Genomic DNA, 17,846 nt, shown 5'->3' with positions numbered 1-17,846 from the left:
TGCCGTACGGGGTGCGGGCGGGCCGCGTCAGCCCTTGACGGAGCCGGCGGACAGGCCGCCGACGATGTACCGCTGCAGCGACAGGAACAGCGCGAGCACCGGGATCGAGCCGATCACCGCACCGGCGGCGAACAGCCCCCAGCGCGAGGTCAGCTGGTTCGAGACCCACTGGTACATGCCGACCGCGAGGGTCCAGTTCTCCTCGCTGGTCAGCACGATGCGGGCCAGGATGAAGTCGCCGAACGCGGAGATGAAGGCCAGCAGGGCGACCACCGCGAGGATCGGCGTCACCAGCGGCATGATCAGCCGCCAGTAGATCTGCGAGTGGCTCGCGCCGTCGATCGTGGCGGCCTCGTCGATCTCCCGCGGGACGGAGTTGAAGAACCCGTACATGAGGAACGTGTTGGCCCCGAGCGCCCCGCCCAGGTACACGCAGATGAGCGCGACCCGGGAGTTCACGCCGAGCGCCGGCACCACGTTGCCCAGCGCGATCAGCAGCAGGAACACGGCGACGAACGCCACGGTCTGCGGGAACATCTGGATGATGAGCAGGGTGGTCAGCGAGACCCGCCGTCCCCGGAACCGGAAGCGGGAGAACGCGTAGGCCGCCGCGGCACCCATCAGCACCGCGCCGAACGCCGCGACCCCGCCGATCAGCAGGGTGTTGGTCACCCAGGTCCAGTACATCGTGTCGCCCAGGGCGGCGAAGTTGTCCAGCCCGACCTGCCGGAACAGGGTGCTGGACCCGGCCAGGGAGCCGCTCGGGTCCAGCGCCGCCGACAGCGCGTAGACCAGCGGGAACGCGGCGTAGAACACGATGACGACGGCGACCGGGTACTTCCAGCCGACCTCGCCCCACCAGCGGGAGCGCCGGGTGCGCACGGTGCCAGCCATGTCAGATCTCCTCGAGCTTGCGGGTCCGGCGGAACGCCAGGGCGGAGACGACGCCGATGACGACGAAGACGACGATCGACAGGGCGCTGGCCAGGCCGTAGTCGGCCCGCCCGCCCGAGACCCCGGAGATCTGGTAGATCGCGGAGATGAGGATGTCCGTCGACCCCATCGGGGTGCTGGTGCCGGGGAACGCGGGGCCGCCGCCGGTCAGCATGTAGATGATCGTGAAGTTGTTGAAGTTGAAGGCGAACGAGGCGATCGCGAGCGGCGCGGTGGAGACCATCAGCATCGGCAGCGTGATCGACCGGAACTGCCGCCAGCGCCCCGCGCCGTCCACCCGGGCGGCCTCCATCACGTCGCCGGGCAGCGCCTGCAGCGCGCCGGTGGTGACCAGGAACCAGTACGGGTAGCTGAGCCACAGGTTGACCCAGAGGATCGCGAGCTTCGCGAGCCACGGGTCGCCGAGCCAGCTGATGTCCGCCCCGAGGAAGAACCACTCGTTGACGACGCCGAACTCGGAGTTGAGCATCCCCCGCCACAGCAGCGCCGACATGAACGCCGGGAACGCGTACGGGAGGATGAAGATCGTCCGCAGGACCTTGCGGCCGCGGATGCGCGGGTCGTTGTAGATCAGCGCGAACAGCAGACCCAGCCCGAAGCTGGTGAGCACCGTCAGCGTCGCGAACGCGAAGGTCCACACCGCCACCTTGAGCAGCGGGCCCGCGTACGCCGCGTCGGTGAACGCCCGGACGAAGTTGTCGAAGCCGACGTTCACGTACCAGCCGGCCGCGAGCCGGTCGCCGTCGGGGCTGACGAACTGGCCCCGGTCGCTCGCGCTGTAGACGACGCCGGTCTCGGTGTCGGTGATCGTCTGCGCGTCGGCGTCCCAGACCAGGCTGGACGTGTACACCGCGGCCGTCGCGCCCTCCCGGGTGCGCAGCGAGCCGTCCTCGGCGTCGTCGGACACCGGCACCCGCAGGGCCACGACGGCCTCCTGCAGGTCGGCGTCGGAGAACAGCTGCGCCCGGGGCACGACCTCCCAGCCGGGGACCACCGCGGGAGCACCGCGGTCGTCGAGCTGCGCGCCGTCGACCACCTCGAGCGGCTGCTCCGCGGTGCCGACCAGCACCTCGTCCGCCTCGGCGTCCGCGACCGCGAAGCCGAGGGCGTCGCCGTCGCGGACCACCGCGAGCGGGTACTCCGGCGAGTCCTCGACCTGCCGCTCGTCCTGGATCAGCGCGGCGTCCACCGCCTGCTGCATGGAGCCCAGGTGCCCGGTGCCGTAGTTGGTGAAGGCGACGTAGCCCGTGTAGCCCAGCGTGAACACCTGGAACACGGCGAGGAACACCAGGCCGGGCAGCAGGTACTTCAGCGGCAGGGTCTTCCGGGCGAAGTAGATCCAGTCGGCCGCGAGCAGCAGCACGACGAGCAGGGCCAGGACCGCCCACGCCTCGACGCGGTACGCCGACAGGATCGCCGTGACGCCCGCGGCGTTCACGACCATCATCAGCAGCAGCTTCACGAGGAAGCCCCAGCCGAGGCCGCGCCAGTCGCGGGCGTGGGACTCGCGAGGCGCGGGCTCCCCGGGCAGGGTGCCGGGCTCGCCGGGCGGGGACCCGGGCGGGTGCTCCGCTGTGCGCTGGCCGACGGACATCGTTGCTCCTCGTGGCAGGGGTGGGGTCGTGCGGGGGTCCGCCGGGCCGGGGCGTGCGGGACGCCCCGGCCGGGCGGCGATCAGGCGGTCGGGCCCCGTCAGCCGCCGATGGCGGACTCGATGCTGCCGACCGCGGACGTCCACGTGGCGTCCGGGTCCTGACCGGTGATCAGCGCGATCTGCGCGGCGTTCCAGTAGTCCCAGACGGCGCCCATCTCGGGGATGTTCGGCATCGGCACGCCGTTCTGCGCCGAGGCGAGGAAACCGGCGATGATCGGGTCGCCCGCGACCTCCTCCGCGACGGCGGTCAGCGCCGGGATGCGCGGGTCCGCCTCGTAGAGGGCCTGCTGCGCCTCGTCCGTCGCCACGTAGTTCGCGAGGAACTCGTTGGCGAGCAGCGCGTTCGACGACTGCGCGGACAGGTAGAAGCCCTGCACGCCGACGAACGGGGCCGCGGTCTCGCCGCCGGCCGACGGGATCGGGTGCACCGCGACCTCGACGCCCGCGTCCTGGTACGTCGGGATGGTCCACGGGCCCTGGACGATGAACGGCGACTGGCCGGACGCGAACAGCTCGTTGCCGATGTCGTAGTCGACGGTGTCGGTGAAGTAGCCGGTGCCGGCGGAGCCGTTGGCGTGGATCCAGCGGGCGTACTCCAGGCCGGCCTCGCCGCCCATGCCGACCTCGGTCGTGTAGGAGCCGTCCTCCGCCTGCTCGAACACCGGGGCGCCGAACGACGTCTGGAAGGCGTACGACGTGTACATGTCGCCCTCCGCACCGTTCGTGTAGAGGACGAACGGCCGCTCGGCGAAGCCGGCGTCGGTGGCCATCTGGATCATCTCGTCGAACGTGGCGGGCGCCTCGGCACCGACCAGGCCGACGTTCTGGATCAGCGCGACCGCCTCCTGCGCGTAGGGCAGCGCGTAGAGCTGGCCGTCGTAGGTGAACGCGTCGAGCGTGACCTGCTCGAAGTCGTCGGCCCGGGACCCGAGGCTGATCGTGTCGACCACGCCGGACTCGACGAACTCGCCGAGCCAGTCGTGCGCGCCGACCGTGATGTCCGGGCCCTCCCCGGTCGGGACCTGGGCGAGGAAGTCCGCCCGCAGGTCCTCGAAGTTCTTCTGCACGACCGTGACGGTCGCGCCGGTGCCGGCCTCGAAGTCCGCCGCGGCGTTCTTGATGGCCTCGGCGCGCTCGGCGTCCGACCAGATCACGAGCTCACCGGCCGCGCCGTCCGCCGCGGGGGCCGACTCGGAGGTCGACGGGGCGGGGTCGCCGCTGCACGCGGCGAGGAGGGTCACGGCCGCCACGGCGGCGACACCGGCTGCGAAGTGCCTGCGCATCGATACGTCCTTTCCAGGAGGGTCGCCGCGACGCGTCGTCGCGTCGTCGCGACCCGTGGTGGGTGTGCGGGGTCGTGGTGCGTCCCCGCGGAAGTGCCCCGTGCGCGGCCCGGGTGGCCGCGCGCGGGAGTCGGTCAGCGACCACCCCCCGGCGTGGTCGCCGACGTGCGGAAGACCGCGACGTCGCCCGGCGCGAGCCGGTAGCTGCCCTCGGCGACCGTGTCCGAGAGCAGCTCGGTGCCCGCCACCTGCACGGTGGCGGCGTCCTCGCGGTGGTTGACCGCCACGAGGTAGTCGTGGTCCGCGCCGTGGCGCGTCATGAGCTCGACGCCGTCCGCCGGCGCCGTCGGGGTGACGCCGGCGTCCGCGTAGACCGCGGCCAGCACCGGCGCGAGCGCGTCCACGCCCAGCCGGGTGCTGACGTACCAGCCGGTGCCCGCGCCGTGCGCGTGCCGGGTGACCGCGGGCCCGCCGTCCGCGGGACCGCCGCGGTACGTGCCGCGCACCTGGGCGCCGTCCAGCACGAGGTGCTCGCTCCAGACGTCGGTGGGCAGCGCCGTGCCGTCCAGGTCGACCGCGGTGGTGTCCTCGGGACGGATCGGCAGCAGCTCCTCGACGGCCACGCCGAGGACCGTGCGCAGCGGCGCGCCGAACCCGCCCGGGTGCACCGCGTCGTCCTCGTCGACGACGCCCGAGAAGCAGGACACCAGCAGCGTGCCGCCCTGCTCGACGTAGCCGGTGAGGTTCTTCCCGGCGGCCGCGGTCAGCAGGTACGACGCCGGGGCGACGACCAGGCGGTAGCCGGACAGGTCGTCCTCGGGGTGCGCGAAGTCGACCGCGACGCCGTCGCGCCACAGGCGCTCGTAGTAGGCGCGGACCCGCTCCCGGAACCCGAGCCGGTCCGACGGGCGCCACTCGAGGTCCTGGGCCCACAGGGACTCCCAGTCGTACAGGACCGCGACGTCGGCGCGGACCCGCGAGCCCTGCACCTCGGCCAGCCGGCCGAGCCGGGCGCCCAGGTCGACGACCTCGCGGAACACCCGGGAGCCGGTGCCGGCGTGCGGCAGCATCGCCGAGTGGAACTTCTCCGCGCCGGAGCGCGAGGCCCGCCACTGGAAGAACATGATCGCGTCGGCGCCGCGGCCGAGGTGGGTCAGGGCGTTGCGGTGCATCTCCCCCGGCCGCTTGGCGATGTTGTGGCCCTGCCAGTTCACGCCCGACGTCGAGTGCTCCATGAGCATCCACGGCTTGCCGCGCGCCACCGAGCGGGTCAGGTCCGCCGCGATCGCGAGGCCGACGTGCGCGTCCGGGTCGGGCGACCACAGGTAGTGGTCGTCGGAGACGACGTCGACCTCCTGCGCCCAGCGCCACAGGTCCGTGTTCCAGGACTGGTGCGCCATGAAGTTGGTGGTGACCGGCTGCGGGGCGTGCTCGCGGATCGCGTCGCGCTCGGCGCAGAAGCAGGCGCGCAGCTGGTGGTCGGTGAACCGCGCGAAGTCGAGGCGCTGCGCGGGGTTCGGGGTGGAGGCCGTGGCGGCGGGCGCGCCCACGTGCTCCCAGGAGCCGTAGCGCTGCCCCCAGAACGCGGTGCCCCACGCGTCGTTCAGCGCCTCGAGCGAGCCGTAGCGCTTCCGCAGCCACACCCGGAACGCGGCGACCGCCGCCGGTGAGAAGTCCTCCCCGACCGGGGCGCCGTACTCGTTGTGCACGTGCCACAGCACGACCGCGGGGTGCTGCGCGTACCGGCGGGCGAGCTGGCCGGCGATCCGGACGGCCGCGGCGCGGTACTCGGGCGAGCTGGGCGAGACCATGCCGCGCGACCCCGGGCCGAGCGCGACGCCGTCGCGGGTGACGACCCGCGCCTGCGGGTACGCGTCGTAGAACCAGGCCGGCGGGGCGGCCGTCGGGGTGCCGAGGTCGACGGCGATGCCGTTGCGGTGCAGCAGGTCCAGCACGTCGTCGAGCCAGCCGAAGTCGTACTCGCCCTCGCGCGGCTCGAGGAGCGCCCAGGAGAAGATCCCGACGCTGACCAGGTTGACCCCGGCCTCGCGCATCAGCGCGACGTCCTCGTCCCAGACGTGGCGCGGCCACTGCTCGGGGTTGTAGTCCCCGCCGTAGGCGATGCCCCCGGTGGGCCAGCCGAACTCCGTCATCCGTCGTCGCTCCCTCGCGTTGCTGTGCACGGTCACAGTAGGTGGCGTGCGTGTGGGAGGGCGAGCATCTGTGGAGATTCGTGACCTTACTGTGATCGTGCACGGTCTAGCACAGGCGTGTCCCCGGGCAGCGCGAAGGAGCGCGCCGCGCCGCGGCCCGGCCGCGGGCGCGGACCGGCTGTCACGGATCGCCTGGTCACGGCGCCGCGCGTGCCGCCGGTGGACCGCCGCGCGGTGCTGGGCGGCGCCGGGGCCGGGACTGCGGCCTCGGCGTCAGCCCCGGCGGGTGCGGCAGGCCAGCGTCGCGAGCGTCACGGCGACCGCGTCCTCGGCGAGCGCCCCGCGCAGGTCGGGTCCGCGCCGGCCGGCCCAGGCGCGCCACGCCGCCCCGCCGACGGTCCCCGCGAGCGAGAACGTCGCCGCCGTGGCCGCCGGGAGCAGCACGTTGCGGCCCCGCTGCCGGGCCAGGGCCGCCCCGCCCAGCGCGGCGGCGAACGCGCGGCTCTGCGGACCGGGCGGGACCAGCCGGCTCGGGGTGCTCGGCAGCTTGTCGCCCGTCAGCTCGGCCACGACGCCGAGGCAGGCACCCAGGCGCGCGACCCTGCCGCGTCGCGGGTCGGCCAGCGTCGGGGCCGCGAGCGCCAGCGAGGCGCGGTGCCCCGACGCCACGCCGAGGACGGCGCTGCGGACGACGAGCCCGAGCGCGCTGCCGCGCACGCGGGCCGCCGCGGCCGGACCCTGCCGCGGCGGGTGGGCGACGGTGGGGTCGATGATCGTCCGTCGGGCGGCGTGGTCGTGTCGTCGGGCCATCACCCGACGGTGTCGCTTCCCGGCCCGGTCGGCAACCCGAGCGGGGTCCCCGGTCGCGTGCCGGCCCCGGTCGCGCGGGGGCCGGGTGCCCGGCCGCCTCGGGGCGGCCGGGCACGCCGGTCAGCGGGCCGCGAGGTCCAGCGAGCCCTCGTCGACGGCGACGACGCTCCACGCCGAGCCCTCGGCGTCGGTGAGCTCGTACGCCGGCACCAGCAGGGCCGCCCCGTCCGCCTGGGTCACCTGGGTGAGCCCGAGCCGGGCCCCGGTGATGACCACCTGCTGCACCGGCCACGCGATCGCCGACCCCGGCTGCGCGGTCGGCGGGACGGTCGGCTGGGTCGCCTCGGCCGGCCCGGAGGTCTCCGGCACGTCTGTCGCCGTCCGCGTGCCGTCCGCGACGCCTGCGCGCGCCAGCGGCATCACGCCGCCGTAGCCGGCACCGAACCGCGGGTCGTTCAGCCGCTCGACGCCCGTCGCCGCACCGACCACGGGGTACTCGCCCAGGTCGACCAGCGGGGCGAGCGAGCCGTACAGCCCCTGCACCCCGTCCTCGACGAGGGTCACGCTCCAGGTGAGGCCGGTCTGCTGGTCACCGACCACCTGGGCCGCGAGGACCGTCGCCGCGCGGGTGTCGGCCGGCTCGCCCTGGTCGGCGACCTCGTACTGGAACCCGTCGGGGTCGAGGCCCAGCGCGGCGAGCAGGTCGCGCACCTGCCCGATCGCCGCGTCCCCCGTCGGCGCCACCCCGACCGCGTCGCAGGCCGGCGCCGGGGTCGACGGCAGCGCGGGGTCGACCAGCTGCGGGTCGACCGTCGCGGCGCCGGGCGCCGGCTCGGCGGCGGACGTGCCGTCGTCGGCCGTGCCGGTGTCGGCCGTGCCGGTGTCGGGCTGGTCCGGGGCGGAGGCGACGCACGCCCACGGGTCCCGGGTGGGGTCGTAGTAGCTGACGCTCGCACTGCCGTCCGGCTGCAGGGTGACGTTCGGCGCGGTGCCGTCCTGCGGCCCGACCGTCCACGCGCCGTACTGCTGCTCGGGCTCCCCGGCGACGCCGAGCACGCCCGCGACCCGTGCCGCGGTCTCCGCCGAGAACACCGAGGCGGCGTCCAGCGCCCAGGCCCGCGCGGACCCGCCGTCGTCGGCGAGTCCCTCGGACGAGAACACGGCCCGCTGGCCGAACCCGGGCGCGATCCGCATGTCGGCGGCGGCGGCGCTGTCCGCAGCCATCGCCTCCTGGCCCCCGGTGCCCGTGCCGCCCAGCGTGATCGGCGCCGCGGCCGTGATGCCACTGTCGTCACCGTCGGCCGCGCCGACGGCGTAGCCCCCGGCGCCCGCCACGAGCGCCGCGCCCACGCCGACGGCCGCCACCTGCAGCCACCGGGTGCGGCGGCGCGGTGCCAGCCGGGTGACGGCGGCGTCGTCCGTCCCCCCGTCCGCCTCCTCGCCGGCGCGGCGCGCGACCGCGGCCCGCAGCGCGGCGGTGTCGAGGCGGGCGTCGGCGGCGGGGTCCGAGGCCTGCAGCCGGGCGTAGGCGTCGTCGGCGTCGGGATGCTGGTCGCGGTGCTCGTCCACGGGTGCCCTCCTGGTGGTCCGTGCGCCCCCGCCCTCGCGGAGGAGGCGCCTCCACCCCGTCTGTGTCCCCGGCCGGCGCACCCTTGCGCCCGATCCCGGGGTCAGTCCGCGGCCCAGACCTCGCGCAGCCGGGACCGGGCACGGGACAGGGCCGCGTCGGCGCCGCCGCGCGTGACGCCCAGCACCAGCGCGAGGTCGTCGCCGGACAGGCCCTCCCAGGCGGTCAGCAGCAGCACCTGGCGGTCCCGGGCGCTGAGCCGCCCCAGCACCTCGCGCACGCGCTCGTCCTGCACCGCGCGGACGGCCGGGTCGTCGGGGTCGGGCTCGTCCGGCACCTCGGCGACCGGGACGGGGCGGCCCTTGCGCCGGTGGTTGGCCAGGACGAACCCCGCCGTCCGGTAGAGCCAGGCCAGCTCCATGCCGTCGGGCAGCTCGGCGCGCCGGCGCCACGCGACCGTCAGCACGTCGGCCGCGAGGTCCTCGGCGTCGGCCCCGGCGCCCCGGCGCACCAGGTAGCGGTGCACGGCGGCGGCGTGCCGCTGGAACAGGTCCTCGAACCAGGCCTCGTCCCGGACGCTGCCGGTGGCGGGCTCCTGACGGGTGTGCACGCGATCCCCTCGGGTCGACGACCGGGCGCACGGCTGCGCCTGTGCCCCTACTGTGTCGCGTCCGGGTCCGTCCTTGCACCGGTCGCGCAGCAGATCAGCGCGGCTCCGGGCCGACGGGCGAGATGCCGAGCTCGTGCACCAGCAGCAGGAACGCCCGCCCGTACGGGGTCTCGGCCGTCTCGCGGCGCACGCGGTGCCAGTCGACCTGCTCCCGCAGGGCGCGGACCATCGCGATCATCCGCGTGAAGTCGCAGTAGTGCTCCCCGAGGACGCGCATCTTGGCCGAGATGATGTCCGTGGCGTCGAGGACGGGCATCCGGACGGCGAGCACCTCCATCGTGTCGCTGCGGTCCAGCATCTCCCGGGTGATCGGCTCCCCGACCATCCGGAACAGGATGTCCACCATCGCGCCGTGGTGGAACGCCTTGAACAGCCAGTTCTCCGCCGGCTCGCGCACCTCCAGGCCGGCGGACGCGAGCGCCTCCTGCGCCCGCGCGACCTCCGACTCGGGGATCGCGAAGTCCGCGTCGTGGTCCGGCTCCGGCGCACCGCGCGCCCAGGCCGCGTACCCCCCGACCAGCGCGAACGGCACGCCGGCCTCTTCCAGGGCGACCGCCGACATGCGCAGCGCGTCCTGCAGGGCGGTCCGCGGGTCGGGCGGTCCGGCGTTGCCCGGACCGACGGCACCCGGGGCTGCGGTGGTCGCGGCTTCGGAGCTCATGGCACGGGAGTCTGCACGACGACGCGCGCGTCCGCAGGACGACGGGAAGAATCGCCGACGTGCGACTCGCGACCTTCAACATCCTGCACGGGCGCAGCCTCAGCGACGGCAAGGTGGACCTCGACCGGTTCGCCACGGCCGTGCGCGGGCTGGACGCCGACGTCCTCGCGCTCCAGGAGGTCGACCGGGACCAGCCCCGGTCCCACCAGGCCGACCTGACCGCCGTCGCGGCGGAGGCCATGGGCGCCGGGCACCACCGGTTCGTGGCCACGCTGCACGGGCACCCCGGCACCTGGACGGCCGCCACCGGCGAGGACCAGCCGTCGATCGCCGCCTACGGCATCGCGCTGCTCAGCCGGTACCCGGTGTCCGCGTGGCGGGTGCTGACCCTGCCGACCCTGCGCCGCCGCGTGCCGATGATCCACCGCGGCAACCGGCGGCCGTCCCTGGTGCAGGACGAGCAGCGCGCCGCGCTGGCCGCGGTGGTCGAGACGCCGGACGGGCCGATGACCGTGGTGGCGACGCACCTGACGTTCATCACCGGCTGGAACGTGATGCAGCTGCGGCACCTGGTGCGCGCCTGCCACGCCCTCCCGCGCCCCGTCGCCGTGACCGGCGACCTCAACCTCGAGGGGACGACCCCGCAGCGGCTCACCGGGTGGCGCTCCGTCGGCCGGGTCGACACGTTCCCCGTGGCCGTCCCGGACCGGCAGATCGACCACGTGCTGCTCGACGGCGACGTGGAACCCACCAGCGAGCCGATCGCCGTCGACACCGGGATGTCCGACCACCGCGCGCTGGTGGTCGACCTCGCGGTCGGCGCGGCGGCCCGCCGCCGCGCCTGACCCCCGGCCCGCTCGGGTCGGGTCGGCTCGGTGAGTGTCCAGAAACCTGCGGACAAAACCGCCCAGACCGCATGAGTTTGTGGACACTCGATGCGGGCACGGGCCTGCGTACCCGGGCCGGCGGGCTCGGGGTCAGTCGGCCTCGGGGTCGACCAGGAACCAGACCGTCTTGCCCTCGTCGCCGTGCTCGTCCACGCCCCACGTGCGGGACAGGGCCTCGACCAGCGCCATGCCGCGGCCGCTGACGGCCGTGGGGGCGGGGTGCTGGACCTGGGGACGGGCCGGGCTCTCGTCGGTGACGGCGACGCGCACGCCGCGGTGGTCGATCCGGACCGCGACGCGGACGCGCCCGTGCTCCGGCCCGTGCACGACGGCGTTCGCCACGACCTCCCCGGTCAGCAGCTCGATCACCTGGTTCGCCGACCCGGACACGCCGGACGCGGCGACCCGGTGCATGATCCAGTGCCGTGCCGCACGAGGTGCCGAGCGACGCGCGTCCAGGACGAGCTCGTCGTGCTCGGCGCGCGCGTCTGCACGCCTGGCACCCGGTGCCGAACGGAGGTCCCTGACATCACCCACGCGAATACTGTGCCCGACGCTCGGCCGGTCCGCCGCGCGAACGGCCTGACGCCCGGGCGTGTCGGCCTGCTCGGCGGGGTTCCCGAGCGGGTCCGCCGGCCGTACTGTCGCAGGGCCCGGCACGTGGCGGACCAGCCGCGACGGCCCACGCCGGGCTGATCGGAGGCCTCATGCCCGCCGCCGGAGCGACCCCGCCGGCACCCCTGACCCTCCGGTCGGCCGCGGGCCGGGGGACGCTGCTGGCGACGGTGCTCGGCTCGGCCCTGGTGTTCCTGGACGGCACGGTCGTCGGGATCGCGCTGCCGGCCGTCGCGGCCGACCTCGGTGCGACCAGCGCGGGCCTGCAGTGGACGGTCAACGGCTACGCGCTGACCCTCGCGGCGCTGCTCCTGCTCGGCGGCTCGCTGGGCGACCGGTTCGGCCGGCGGCGGGTGTTCCTGATCGGGACGGTCGCGTTCGCCGCGGCGTCGGTGCTCTGCGCCCTCGCCCCCACCACCGGGCTGCTGGTGGCGGCGCGGGCGCTGCAGGGCGTCGGCGGGGCGCTGCTGACCCCGGGGTCGCTGGCGATCCTGCAGTCGTCGTTCGCGGGGACCGACCGCGCCAAGGCCATCGGGGCGTGGTCGGGGCTCGGCGGCGCGGTGGGAGCGGTCGCGCCGTTCCTGGGCGGCTGGATCATCGAGCAGGCGGGCTGGCGGTGGGTGTTCGGGATCAACATCCCGCTGGCCGCGCTGGTGGTCGTGGTGGCCCTGCGCTGGGTGCCGGAGTCCGCGGACCCGCAGGCGTCGGACCGGATGGACGTGCTGGGCACCGCCCTGGCGGCGGTCGGGCTCGGGACGCTGACCTGGTCGCTGACGGCCTGGTCCGAGCGGGGTGCCCTGACCGGCACGGTGGCCGCGGTCGGGGCGGTCGGGGTCGCCGCCCTGGTCGCCTTCGGCGTGGCGGAGGCGCGCTCCGACCACCCGGCGCTGCCGCTCGGCCTGTTCCGCTGGCGGCCGTTCGCCGCCGTGAACCTGGCGACGCTGCTGGTGTACGCGGCACTCACCGGCATCTTCTTCTTCCTGCCCGTGACGCTGCAGGTGGTCACCGGCTGGTCGCCGCTGGCGGCCGGCGTGGCCTCGCTGCCGGTGACGCTGCTGATGCTGCTGCTGTCCGCGCAGGGCGGCGCGCTCGGTGCGCGCATCGGCCCCCGCATCCCGATGACCGTCGGCCCGCTGCTGGCCGGCCTGGGCGCGGTGCTGCTGGGCGGGATCGGGGTCGGCTCGGCGTACGCGCCGGACGTGCTGCCGGGCGTGCTCGCGGTCGGCGCCGGGCTGGTGCTCACGGTCGCGCCGCTGACGTCGACCGCGCTGGCCGCGGCGCCCGACCACCTCGCGGGGGTGGCGTCGGCGACGAACAACGCCGTGGCGCGGGTGGCCGGCCTGCTGGCGGTCGCGGTGCTGCCGCTCGTGGCCGGCGTCGGGGCCGGGCTGTCGGACCCCGACGTGCTGGCCGAGGCGCACCCCCGCGCCATGCTGGCGTGCGCGGTGCTGATGGCGGCGGGGGCGGTGGTGTCGGCGATCGCGATCCCGTCCACGGCGGCCGCGGTCGCCCCGCCGCCCGAGGCGACGCCGGCAGCGGATCCCGAGGCGCCGGCCGAGGTGGACCCGGCACCGCGGGACTGACCTGGCGCGTCGGTGGTGTCGGTGGTGTGCGGCAGCATGTCGGGATGCCCGACTACGTCGCCCACCTCACCGTCCCCGACGTGCCCGACGACGAGACGCGCGCCGGCATGGGCGACGCGCTCGGCGCGCTGCGCGACGACGCCCCGCCCGGGTTCACCGGGCCGGCACCGGTGACGTTCGACCTGCGGGGCGAGGCCCCGGACCTGGAGACCGCCGTCCGCGCCGCCCGCACGCACGCGGCGGAGATCCTCGACGACCTCGCCTTCGAGGTCACGGTCGACGTGCTGGGGTGAGCGGGCCCGCCGCCGGATCCGCGGGGCCGGGGCCCTCCCCCCTGCCCCGCGGTCGACGTGCTTCGGAGCCGACGCTCAGTCGGTCGGGCCCGCCGGCGGCTGCGTCCCGTACGGCTGCGCGCCGTACGGCGGCTGCGGGGCGGCGGGGCGCGCCGTGGTCGGGAACGCGTTCGGGTAGGCCGAGGGCCCGTGCACGCGGGCGACCCAGTCCTCGCCCGGCATGAAGATCCACAGCAGCGGGTAGATCAGCAGCGGGCTGCCGGGCAGGACGATCAGCACGATCAGGAACAGCCAGCGCATCGGCCACGCGTCCATGCCGAACCGCCGCGCCAGGCCGGCGCAGACGCCGCCGAGCACGCGGCCCTCCTGCGGCCGGACCAGGCCGCTGCGCCACAGGGACTCGTAGATGCCGGTCATGATGCGTCTCTCCTCGTTCGGCCGGGTGGCTCGTCGCTGCTGCGACACCTCCTACGGTGCCGTCCCGCGACGGCGGGCACATCCGGGACCCACCCTGGCACGACCCTGACCGGCACCCTGAACCTCACGCCGGCAGCACCCGGACGCCGTCCTCCGTGCGGACGAAGCGCACGTGCGCGAGGTCGTCGACCACCAGGTCCGCGCCGCCGCCCGGACCCTCCGGGCTGCTGGTGCGCAGGCCGAGCGTGGCCGCGCCCGCCGCCCGGCCCGACGCCACCCCGGACGTCGCGTCCTCGACCACCAGGCAGCGCCGCACGTCCACGCCCAGCCGCGCCGCGCCGGTCCGGTACGGCTCGGGGTCGGGCTTGCCGTGCGTGACGTCGTCCGCGGTGACGGTCACCGCCGGCGACGGGAGGTCCACGGCACCGAACCGCGCCGCGGCGAGGCGCGTGCCGCACGACGTGACGACCGCCGCGCGGCCGTCCTCCGCGAGCGCCCCGAGCGCGGCCGCGGCCCCCGGCAGCACCGCGATGCCGTCGGTGTCGGCGACCTCCAGCTCGACCACGCGGTCCAGCGCGGCGGCCCGCTCCTCGGGGCTCCGGCCGGCGAGCAGCTCGGCCAGGATGGCCCGCGCGGGGACGCCGTGGAACCGGAAGGGCGCCAGGTCCTCGGTCGGCATCGCGAACTCGTCCGCGAGCCGCAACCAGCACCGCTCCACGGAGCGGGTGGACGAGATGAGCGTCCCGTCCATGTCGAACAGCACGGCGTCGAACACCTCGCCGAGCACGTCGCGGGCGGTGTCGGGGCGGGGGTCCGGGGTGCTGGTGGTGGTCGGCATGGCCCCAGGCTGGCACGTCGCGCCCGGCACCGCTGCGGCCGCAGCGTCGGGTCCGGGAGGCTGCGACGCACCTCAGGGCCGCCTCAGGGCCACCTCAGCCCCGCCTCAGGTGCTGCTCCGCCCGGACGTCGCGCCAGGACGGGTCGGTCGACGGATCCGCGGCCGGGTGCCTCAGCACCAGTGTGGGATGTGCCGCCGGGACGTCCGGCGGGGCCCGCACCGCGCGGGCCGGTCACGGACAGGGGAACCGACATGGACACGATCTGGGGTCCGGCGCTCGACGCCGAGGTGGCCTACCGGCAGGAGGTCGTGCGCGCCGCGGTGCGCGGGTCCGACCTCGGGTGGCGCTGGCGGCGGCGCCGGCGCTGACGCCGGCAGCAGAAGGGGAGAGACGCGTGTCGGTACCGGCTGCCACCATCGACCTCATGAGCCGGTCGGTGGGACACGCCCCGTTCGTCGCCCGCGACGAGCAGGTGGCGACCCTGCTCTCCGCGGTGGCGCGCGCCGGCGCCGGCGAGCCCGGGCTGGTGCTGCTGGGCGCGGACGCGGGCGTCGGCAAGACCCGGCTGCTCACGCACGCGGCCCGGCTCGCCACGGAGCGGGGCGCCACCGTGGTCGTGAGCCACAGCATCGACCTGGGCGAGATCGGGCTGCCGTACCTGCCGTTCGCCGAGGCGCTGCACCAGCTGGTCGCGGGCGGCTGCCCGGGCGTGGCGGAGGTCGTCGAGGCGCGGCCCGCCCTGCGCCGGCTGCTGCCGTCCACCGCCGCCGGCCCGACCACGTCGGACGACCAGGCGGAGCGGCTGCAGCTGTTCGACGGCGTCGCCGCCGTGCTCGCCGCCGCCGGCCGGCCGGGTGCGCCGCTGGTCCTGGTGCTGGAGGACCTGCACTGGGCCGACGCGTCGAGCCGGGACCTGCTGCGGTTCCTGGTCGCGCGGCTGCGCACCGAGGCCGTGCTGCTGGTGGCCTCCTACCGCGCCGACGACCTGCACCGCCGGCACCCGCTGCGCCCCGTGCTGGTCGAGCTCGGACGGCACCCGCGGGTCGAGCGCATCGACCTGCCGCCCTTCACCCCCGAGGAGCTGCGCGCCTTCACGACCGCCCTGGCCGGCCACCCGCTGCCCGAGGACGCCTTGCGCCGGATCCAGACCCGGTCGGAGGGCAACGCCTACTTCGCGGAGGAGCTGCTGGAGGCGCGCGGTGCCGGCACGGACCTGCCGGGGACGCTGGCCGACGTGCTCCGCGCCCGGCTCGAGCTGCTGGACCCCGAGGTCCAGCGCCTGACCCGCGCCGCGTCCGCGGCCGGGCGGCGGGTCGACGAGCCGCTGCTGCGCGCCGTGGTGGCCGGACGAGGGGCGGGCACGGACGCGGACACGGCGGCCCGGCACGCGGCCTTCGACGCCGCGCTCCGGGACGCCGTCGCCCACCACGTGCTGGTCGGCGAGGACGGGCGGATCGCGTTCCGGCACGCCCTGCTGGCCGAGGCCGTGTACGCGGACCTGCTGCCGGGCGAGCAGGTCGCCCTGCACCGGGACTACCTGCTCGCGGCGGAGCAGGACCCGACGCTGGCCACCTCGGCCGAGCGCGCGCGCCACGCGCTGCTGTCGCACGACAGCCGCCTCGCGCTGCTCGCGTCCCGGGACGCCGCCCGCGAGGCGGGCCGGGTGCTGGCCCCGGCCGAGGAGCTGCGGCACCTGGAGACGGTGCTGCGGCTGTGGCCCGGCGTGCCGACCGCCGCCGAGGACCTGGGCGAGGAGCGGGTGGACGTGCTGCTCGCGGCGGCCGCGGCGGGCAGCCGGGCGGGCCTCGGGGACCGGGCGGTCGCGATGGCGCGGGAGGCGGTGGCCGTCGTCGACGCCGGGGCGCCCGGACCGGCCGGGTCGCACGACGCCACCCGCCGGGTCGCCGCGCTGCGCACCTCGCTGGCCCGGCACCTGCTGGGCGTCGAGCGGGTGGACGAGGCGCTGCTGGAGACCGACCGGGCGCTGGCGGCGCTGGCCGACCTGGACGGCACGCCCGACGCCGACCGGGCCTGGGCCCTGGCCACGCACGCGCGGGCCGCGCTCAACTCCGACCTGGACGACCAGGCCGAGCTGTCCGCGACCGCGGCCGTGGACGAGGCGCGCGCCGCGGGCGCGGCCGACGCCGAGGCGGACGCCCTCATCTCGCTCGCCGTGCTCGTGGTCGACGACCGCGACCGGGCCGCCGAGCTGCTCACCGTCGCCCTGCACCGCGCCCGCGACGCCGGGGACGTCACGACCGAGCTGCGCTGCACCTACAACCTCGCCGCCAACCGGTACTACGCGGGCCGGCTCGACGACGCCGCGGCCACCACGGCGGCCGGGCTGGAGCTCGCGGCGCTGTCCGGGCTGACCTGGAGCGTGTACGGCGTGGAGCTGCGGCTGTTCGCCGAGATCGTCCGCTACGCGCGGGGCGACCTGACGCCGCCCCCGCCCAGCGCCGACCCCGGCCCGCCGCGCGCCGCCTCGGCCGTCGACGGCGTGCAGATGTACGCGGCCGCGGCCCGGGGAGACGCGGATGCCGTGGACCGGGGGCTCGCGCTGCTGCACGGGCAGCACGGCGACACGATGATCACGCTGATCGCCGGGGGCTGCACCGTCGACGCCCTGACCACGGCGGGCCGGCTGGACGAGGCCGTCGCGCTCGCGCACGAGCTGATCGACGAGATCAGCCGGGTCTGGTCCGACTACTTCCTCGGCGGCATCTGGCTGTCCGCGCTCGGCCTGGCGGCGCTCGCCGACCAGGCGGCCTCGGACCGCCTGGCCGGGCGGGACCCGGCACCGCGGCTGGACGCAGGCGCGCGGTTGCTCAACCGCGCGGTTGTTACTGCAGACCGCGGGCGGCCCCGCGGCGGTCAGCTCGGTCCCGAGGGCCGCGCCTGGCTGGCGCGGGCGCACGCGGAGCACGCCCGACTGGCCGGCGTCCCGGACCCGGCGGCCTGGGCGCAGGCCGTGGCGGAGCTCGACTACGGCTACCGGTACGAGCTCGCCCGCGCGCGGTGGCGGTGGGCGGAGGCCCTGCTGGGCTCCGGCGACCGGGACGGCGCGCACCGGGAGGCCGCGGCCGCGCTGGCCGTCGCCCGGGAGATCGGGGCCGTGCCGCTGGCCACCGCGGTCGCGGACCTGGCACGCCGCGGGCGGCTGGACCTGCCCGGCGTGCCCGTGTCCGGCGGCGGCCTGCTGACGGACCGGGAGAGCGAGGTGCTGGCCCTGGTCGCAGAGGGGCTGAGCAACCGGCAGATCGGTGAGCGGCTGTTCATCAGCGGCAAGACGGTGTCGGTGCACGTCTCGCGCGTGCTGGACAAGCTGGGGGCGGGCGGGCGCGCCGAGGCCGTGACGATCGCGCACCGCCGCGGCCTGATCGGCGTCTGACCGGAGGCCTGGTCCAAGCCCGTCGCCGGCGTGACCGGGCTCACCCGGGTGATCCGTGCCGTCCCCAGG

At 76.0% G+C, this 17,846-nt stretch carries 15 protein-coding genes; 4 read left to right on the top strand and 11 right to left on the bottom strand.

Annotated elements, in window-relative coordinates; translation table 11 throughout:
- Positions 1-27: 27 nt before the first annotated feature.
- From AC1050_RS12195 to AC1050_RS12160, 8 genes are all read right to left on the bottom strand, one after another.
- A complete protein-coding gene (locus tag AC1050_RS12195; protein WP_482387672.1) occupies positions 28-894 on the bottom strand; it encodes a sugar ABC transporter permease in 867 nt (288 codons plus the stop codon).
- A gap of 1 nt (position 895) precedes the next feature.
- A complete protein-coding gene (locus tag AC1050_RS12190) occupies positions 896-2,548 on the bottom strand; it encodes an ABC transporter permease subunit (RefSeq protein WP_482387671.1) in 1,653 nt (550 codons plus the stop codon).
- A 98-nt stretch (positions 2,549-2,646) separates the two neighbouring features.
- A complete protein-coding gene (locus AC1050_RS12185; protein ID WP_482387670.1) occupies positions 2,647-3,891 on the bottom strand; it encodes a sugar ABC transporter substrate-binding protein in 1,245 nt (414 codons plus the stop codon).
- Between the two features lie 134 nt (positions 3,892-4,025).
- Entirely contained in the window at positions 4,026-6,044 is a 2,019-nt protein-coding gene (locus AC1050_RS12180; protein WP_482387669.1) for a beta-galactosidase, read from the bottom strand.
- A 273-nt stretch (positions 6,045-6,317) separates the two neighbouring features.
- Positions 6,318-6,854 carry a hypothetical protein gene (locus tag AC1050_RS12175; RefSeq protein WP_482387668.1) on the bottom strand — a complete coding sequence of 179 codons (537 nt, stop codon included), beginning with the start codon at positions 6,852-6,854 and terminating at the stop codon, positions 6,318-6,320.
- Between the two features lie 120 nt (positions 6,855-6,974).
- Positions 6,975-8,423, bottom strand: coding sequence for a hypothetical protein (locus tag AC1050_RS12170; protein ID WP_482387667.1), 1,449 nt, complete (start codon positions 8,421-8,423; stop codon positions 6,975-6,977).
- A gap of 101 nt (positions 8,424-8,524) precedes the next feature.
- Positions 8,525-9,031 carry an RNA polymerase sigma factor gene (locus AC1050_RS12165; protein WP_482387666.1) on the bottom strand — a complete coding sequence of 169 codons (507 nt, stop codon included), beginning with the start codon at positions 9,029-9,031 and terminating at the stop codon, positions 8,525-8,527.
- Positions 9,032-9,125: 94 nt separating this feature from the next.
- The gene (locus tag AC1050_RS12160; RefSeq protein WP_482387665.1) at positions 9,126-9,752 is read right to left on the bottom strand and encodes a nucleotidyltransferase family protein; all 627 of its coding nucleotides are present in this window, start codon (positions 9,750-9,752) and stop codon (positions 9,126-9,128) included.
- 59 nt (positions 9,753-9,811) lie between these two features.
- Here AC1050_RS12160 and AC1050_RS12155 point away from each other — a divergent pair, with 59 nt between their 5' ends.
- Positions 9,812-10,597, top strand: a complete 786-nt coding sequence (locus tag AC1050_RS12155) for an endonuclease/exonuclease/phosphatase family protein (RefSeq protein WP_482387664.1) — start codon at positions 9,812-9,814, stop codon at positions 10,595-10,597.
- 132 nt (positions 10,598-10,729) lie between these two features.
- On the opposite strand, the gene AC1050_RS12150 is transcribed toward AC1050_RS12155, so the two are convergent.
- Positions 10,730-11,176: an ATP-binding protein gene (locus AC1050_RS12150; RefSeq protein ID WP_482387663.1), complete on the bottom strand. Its 447-nt coding sequence runs from the start codon at positions 11,174-11,176 to the stop codon at positions 10,730-10,732.
- Between the two features lie 170 nt (positions 11,177-11,346).
- Here AC1050_RS12150 and AC1050_RS12145 point away from each other — a divergent pair, with 170 nt between their 5' ends.
- A complete protein-coding gene (locus AC1050_RS12145) occupies positions 11,347-12,837 on the top strand; it encodes a DHA2 family efflux MFS transporter permease subunit (protein ID WP_482387662.1) in 1,491 nt (496 codons plus the stop codon).
- 44 nt (positions 12,838-12,881) lie between these two features.
- Entirely contained in the window at positions 12,882-13,130 is a 249-nt protein-coding gene (locus tag AC1050_RS12140) for a hypothetical protein (RefSeq protein WP_482387661.1), read from the top strand.
- A 75-nt stretch (positions 13,131-13,205) separates the two neighbouring features.
- On the opposite strand, the gene AC1050_RS12135 is transcribed toward AC1050_RS12140, so the two are convergent.
- Both AC1050_RS12135 and AC1050_RS12130 read right to left on the bottom strand, forming a co-directional pair.
- Positions 13,206-13,547, bottom strand: coding sequence for a PspC domain-containing protein (locus tag AC1050_RS12135; RefSeq protein ID WP_482387660.1), 342 nt, complete (start codon positions 13,545-13,547; stop codon positions 13,206-13,208).
- 124 nt (positions 13,548-13,671) lie between these two features.
- Positions 13,672-14,385 carry an HAD-IA family hydrolase gene (locus tag AC1050_RS12130; RefSeq protein ID WP_482387659.1) on the bottom strand — a complete coding sequence of 238 codons (714 nt, stop codon included), beginning with the start codon at positions 14,383-14,385 and terminating at the stop codon, positions 13,672-13,674.
- A gap of 425 nt (positions 14,386-14,810) precedes the next feature.
- Here AC1050_RS12130 and AC1050_RS12125 point away from each other — a divergent pair, with 425 nt between their 5' ends.
- A complete protein-coding gene (locus tag AC1050_RS12125; RefSeq protein ID WP_482387658.1) occupies positions 14,811-17,777 on the top strand; it encodes a helix-turn-helix transcriptional regulator in 2,967 nt (988 codons plus the stop codon).
- Positions 17,778-17,846: the final 69 nt, after the last annotated feature.

The organism is Cellulomonas sp. NEAU-ZC6, from assembly GCF_056844425.1.
This window is presented reverse-complemented; position numbering and strand designations above follow the sequence as displayed.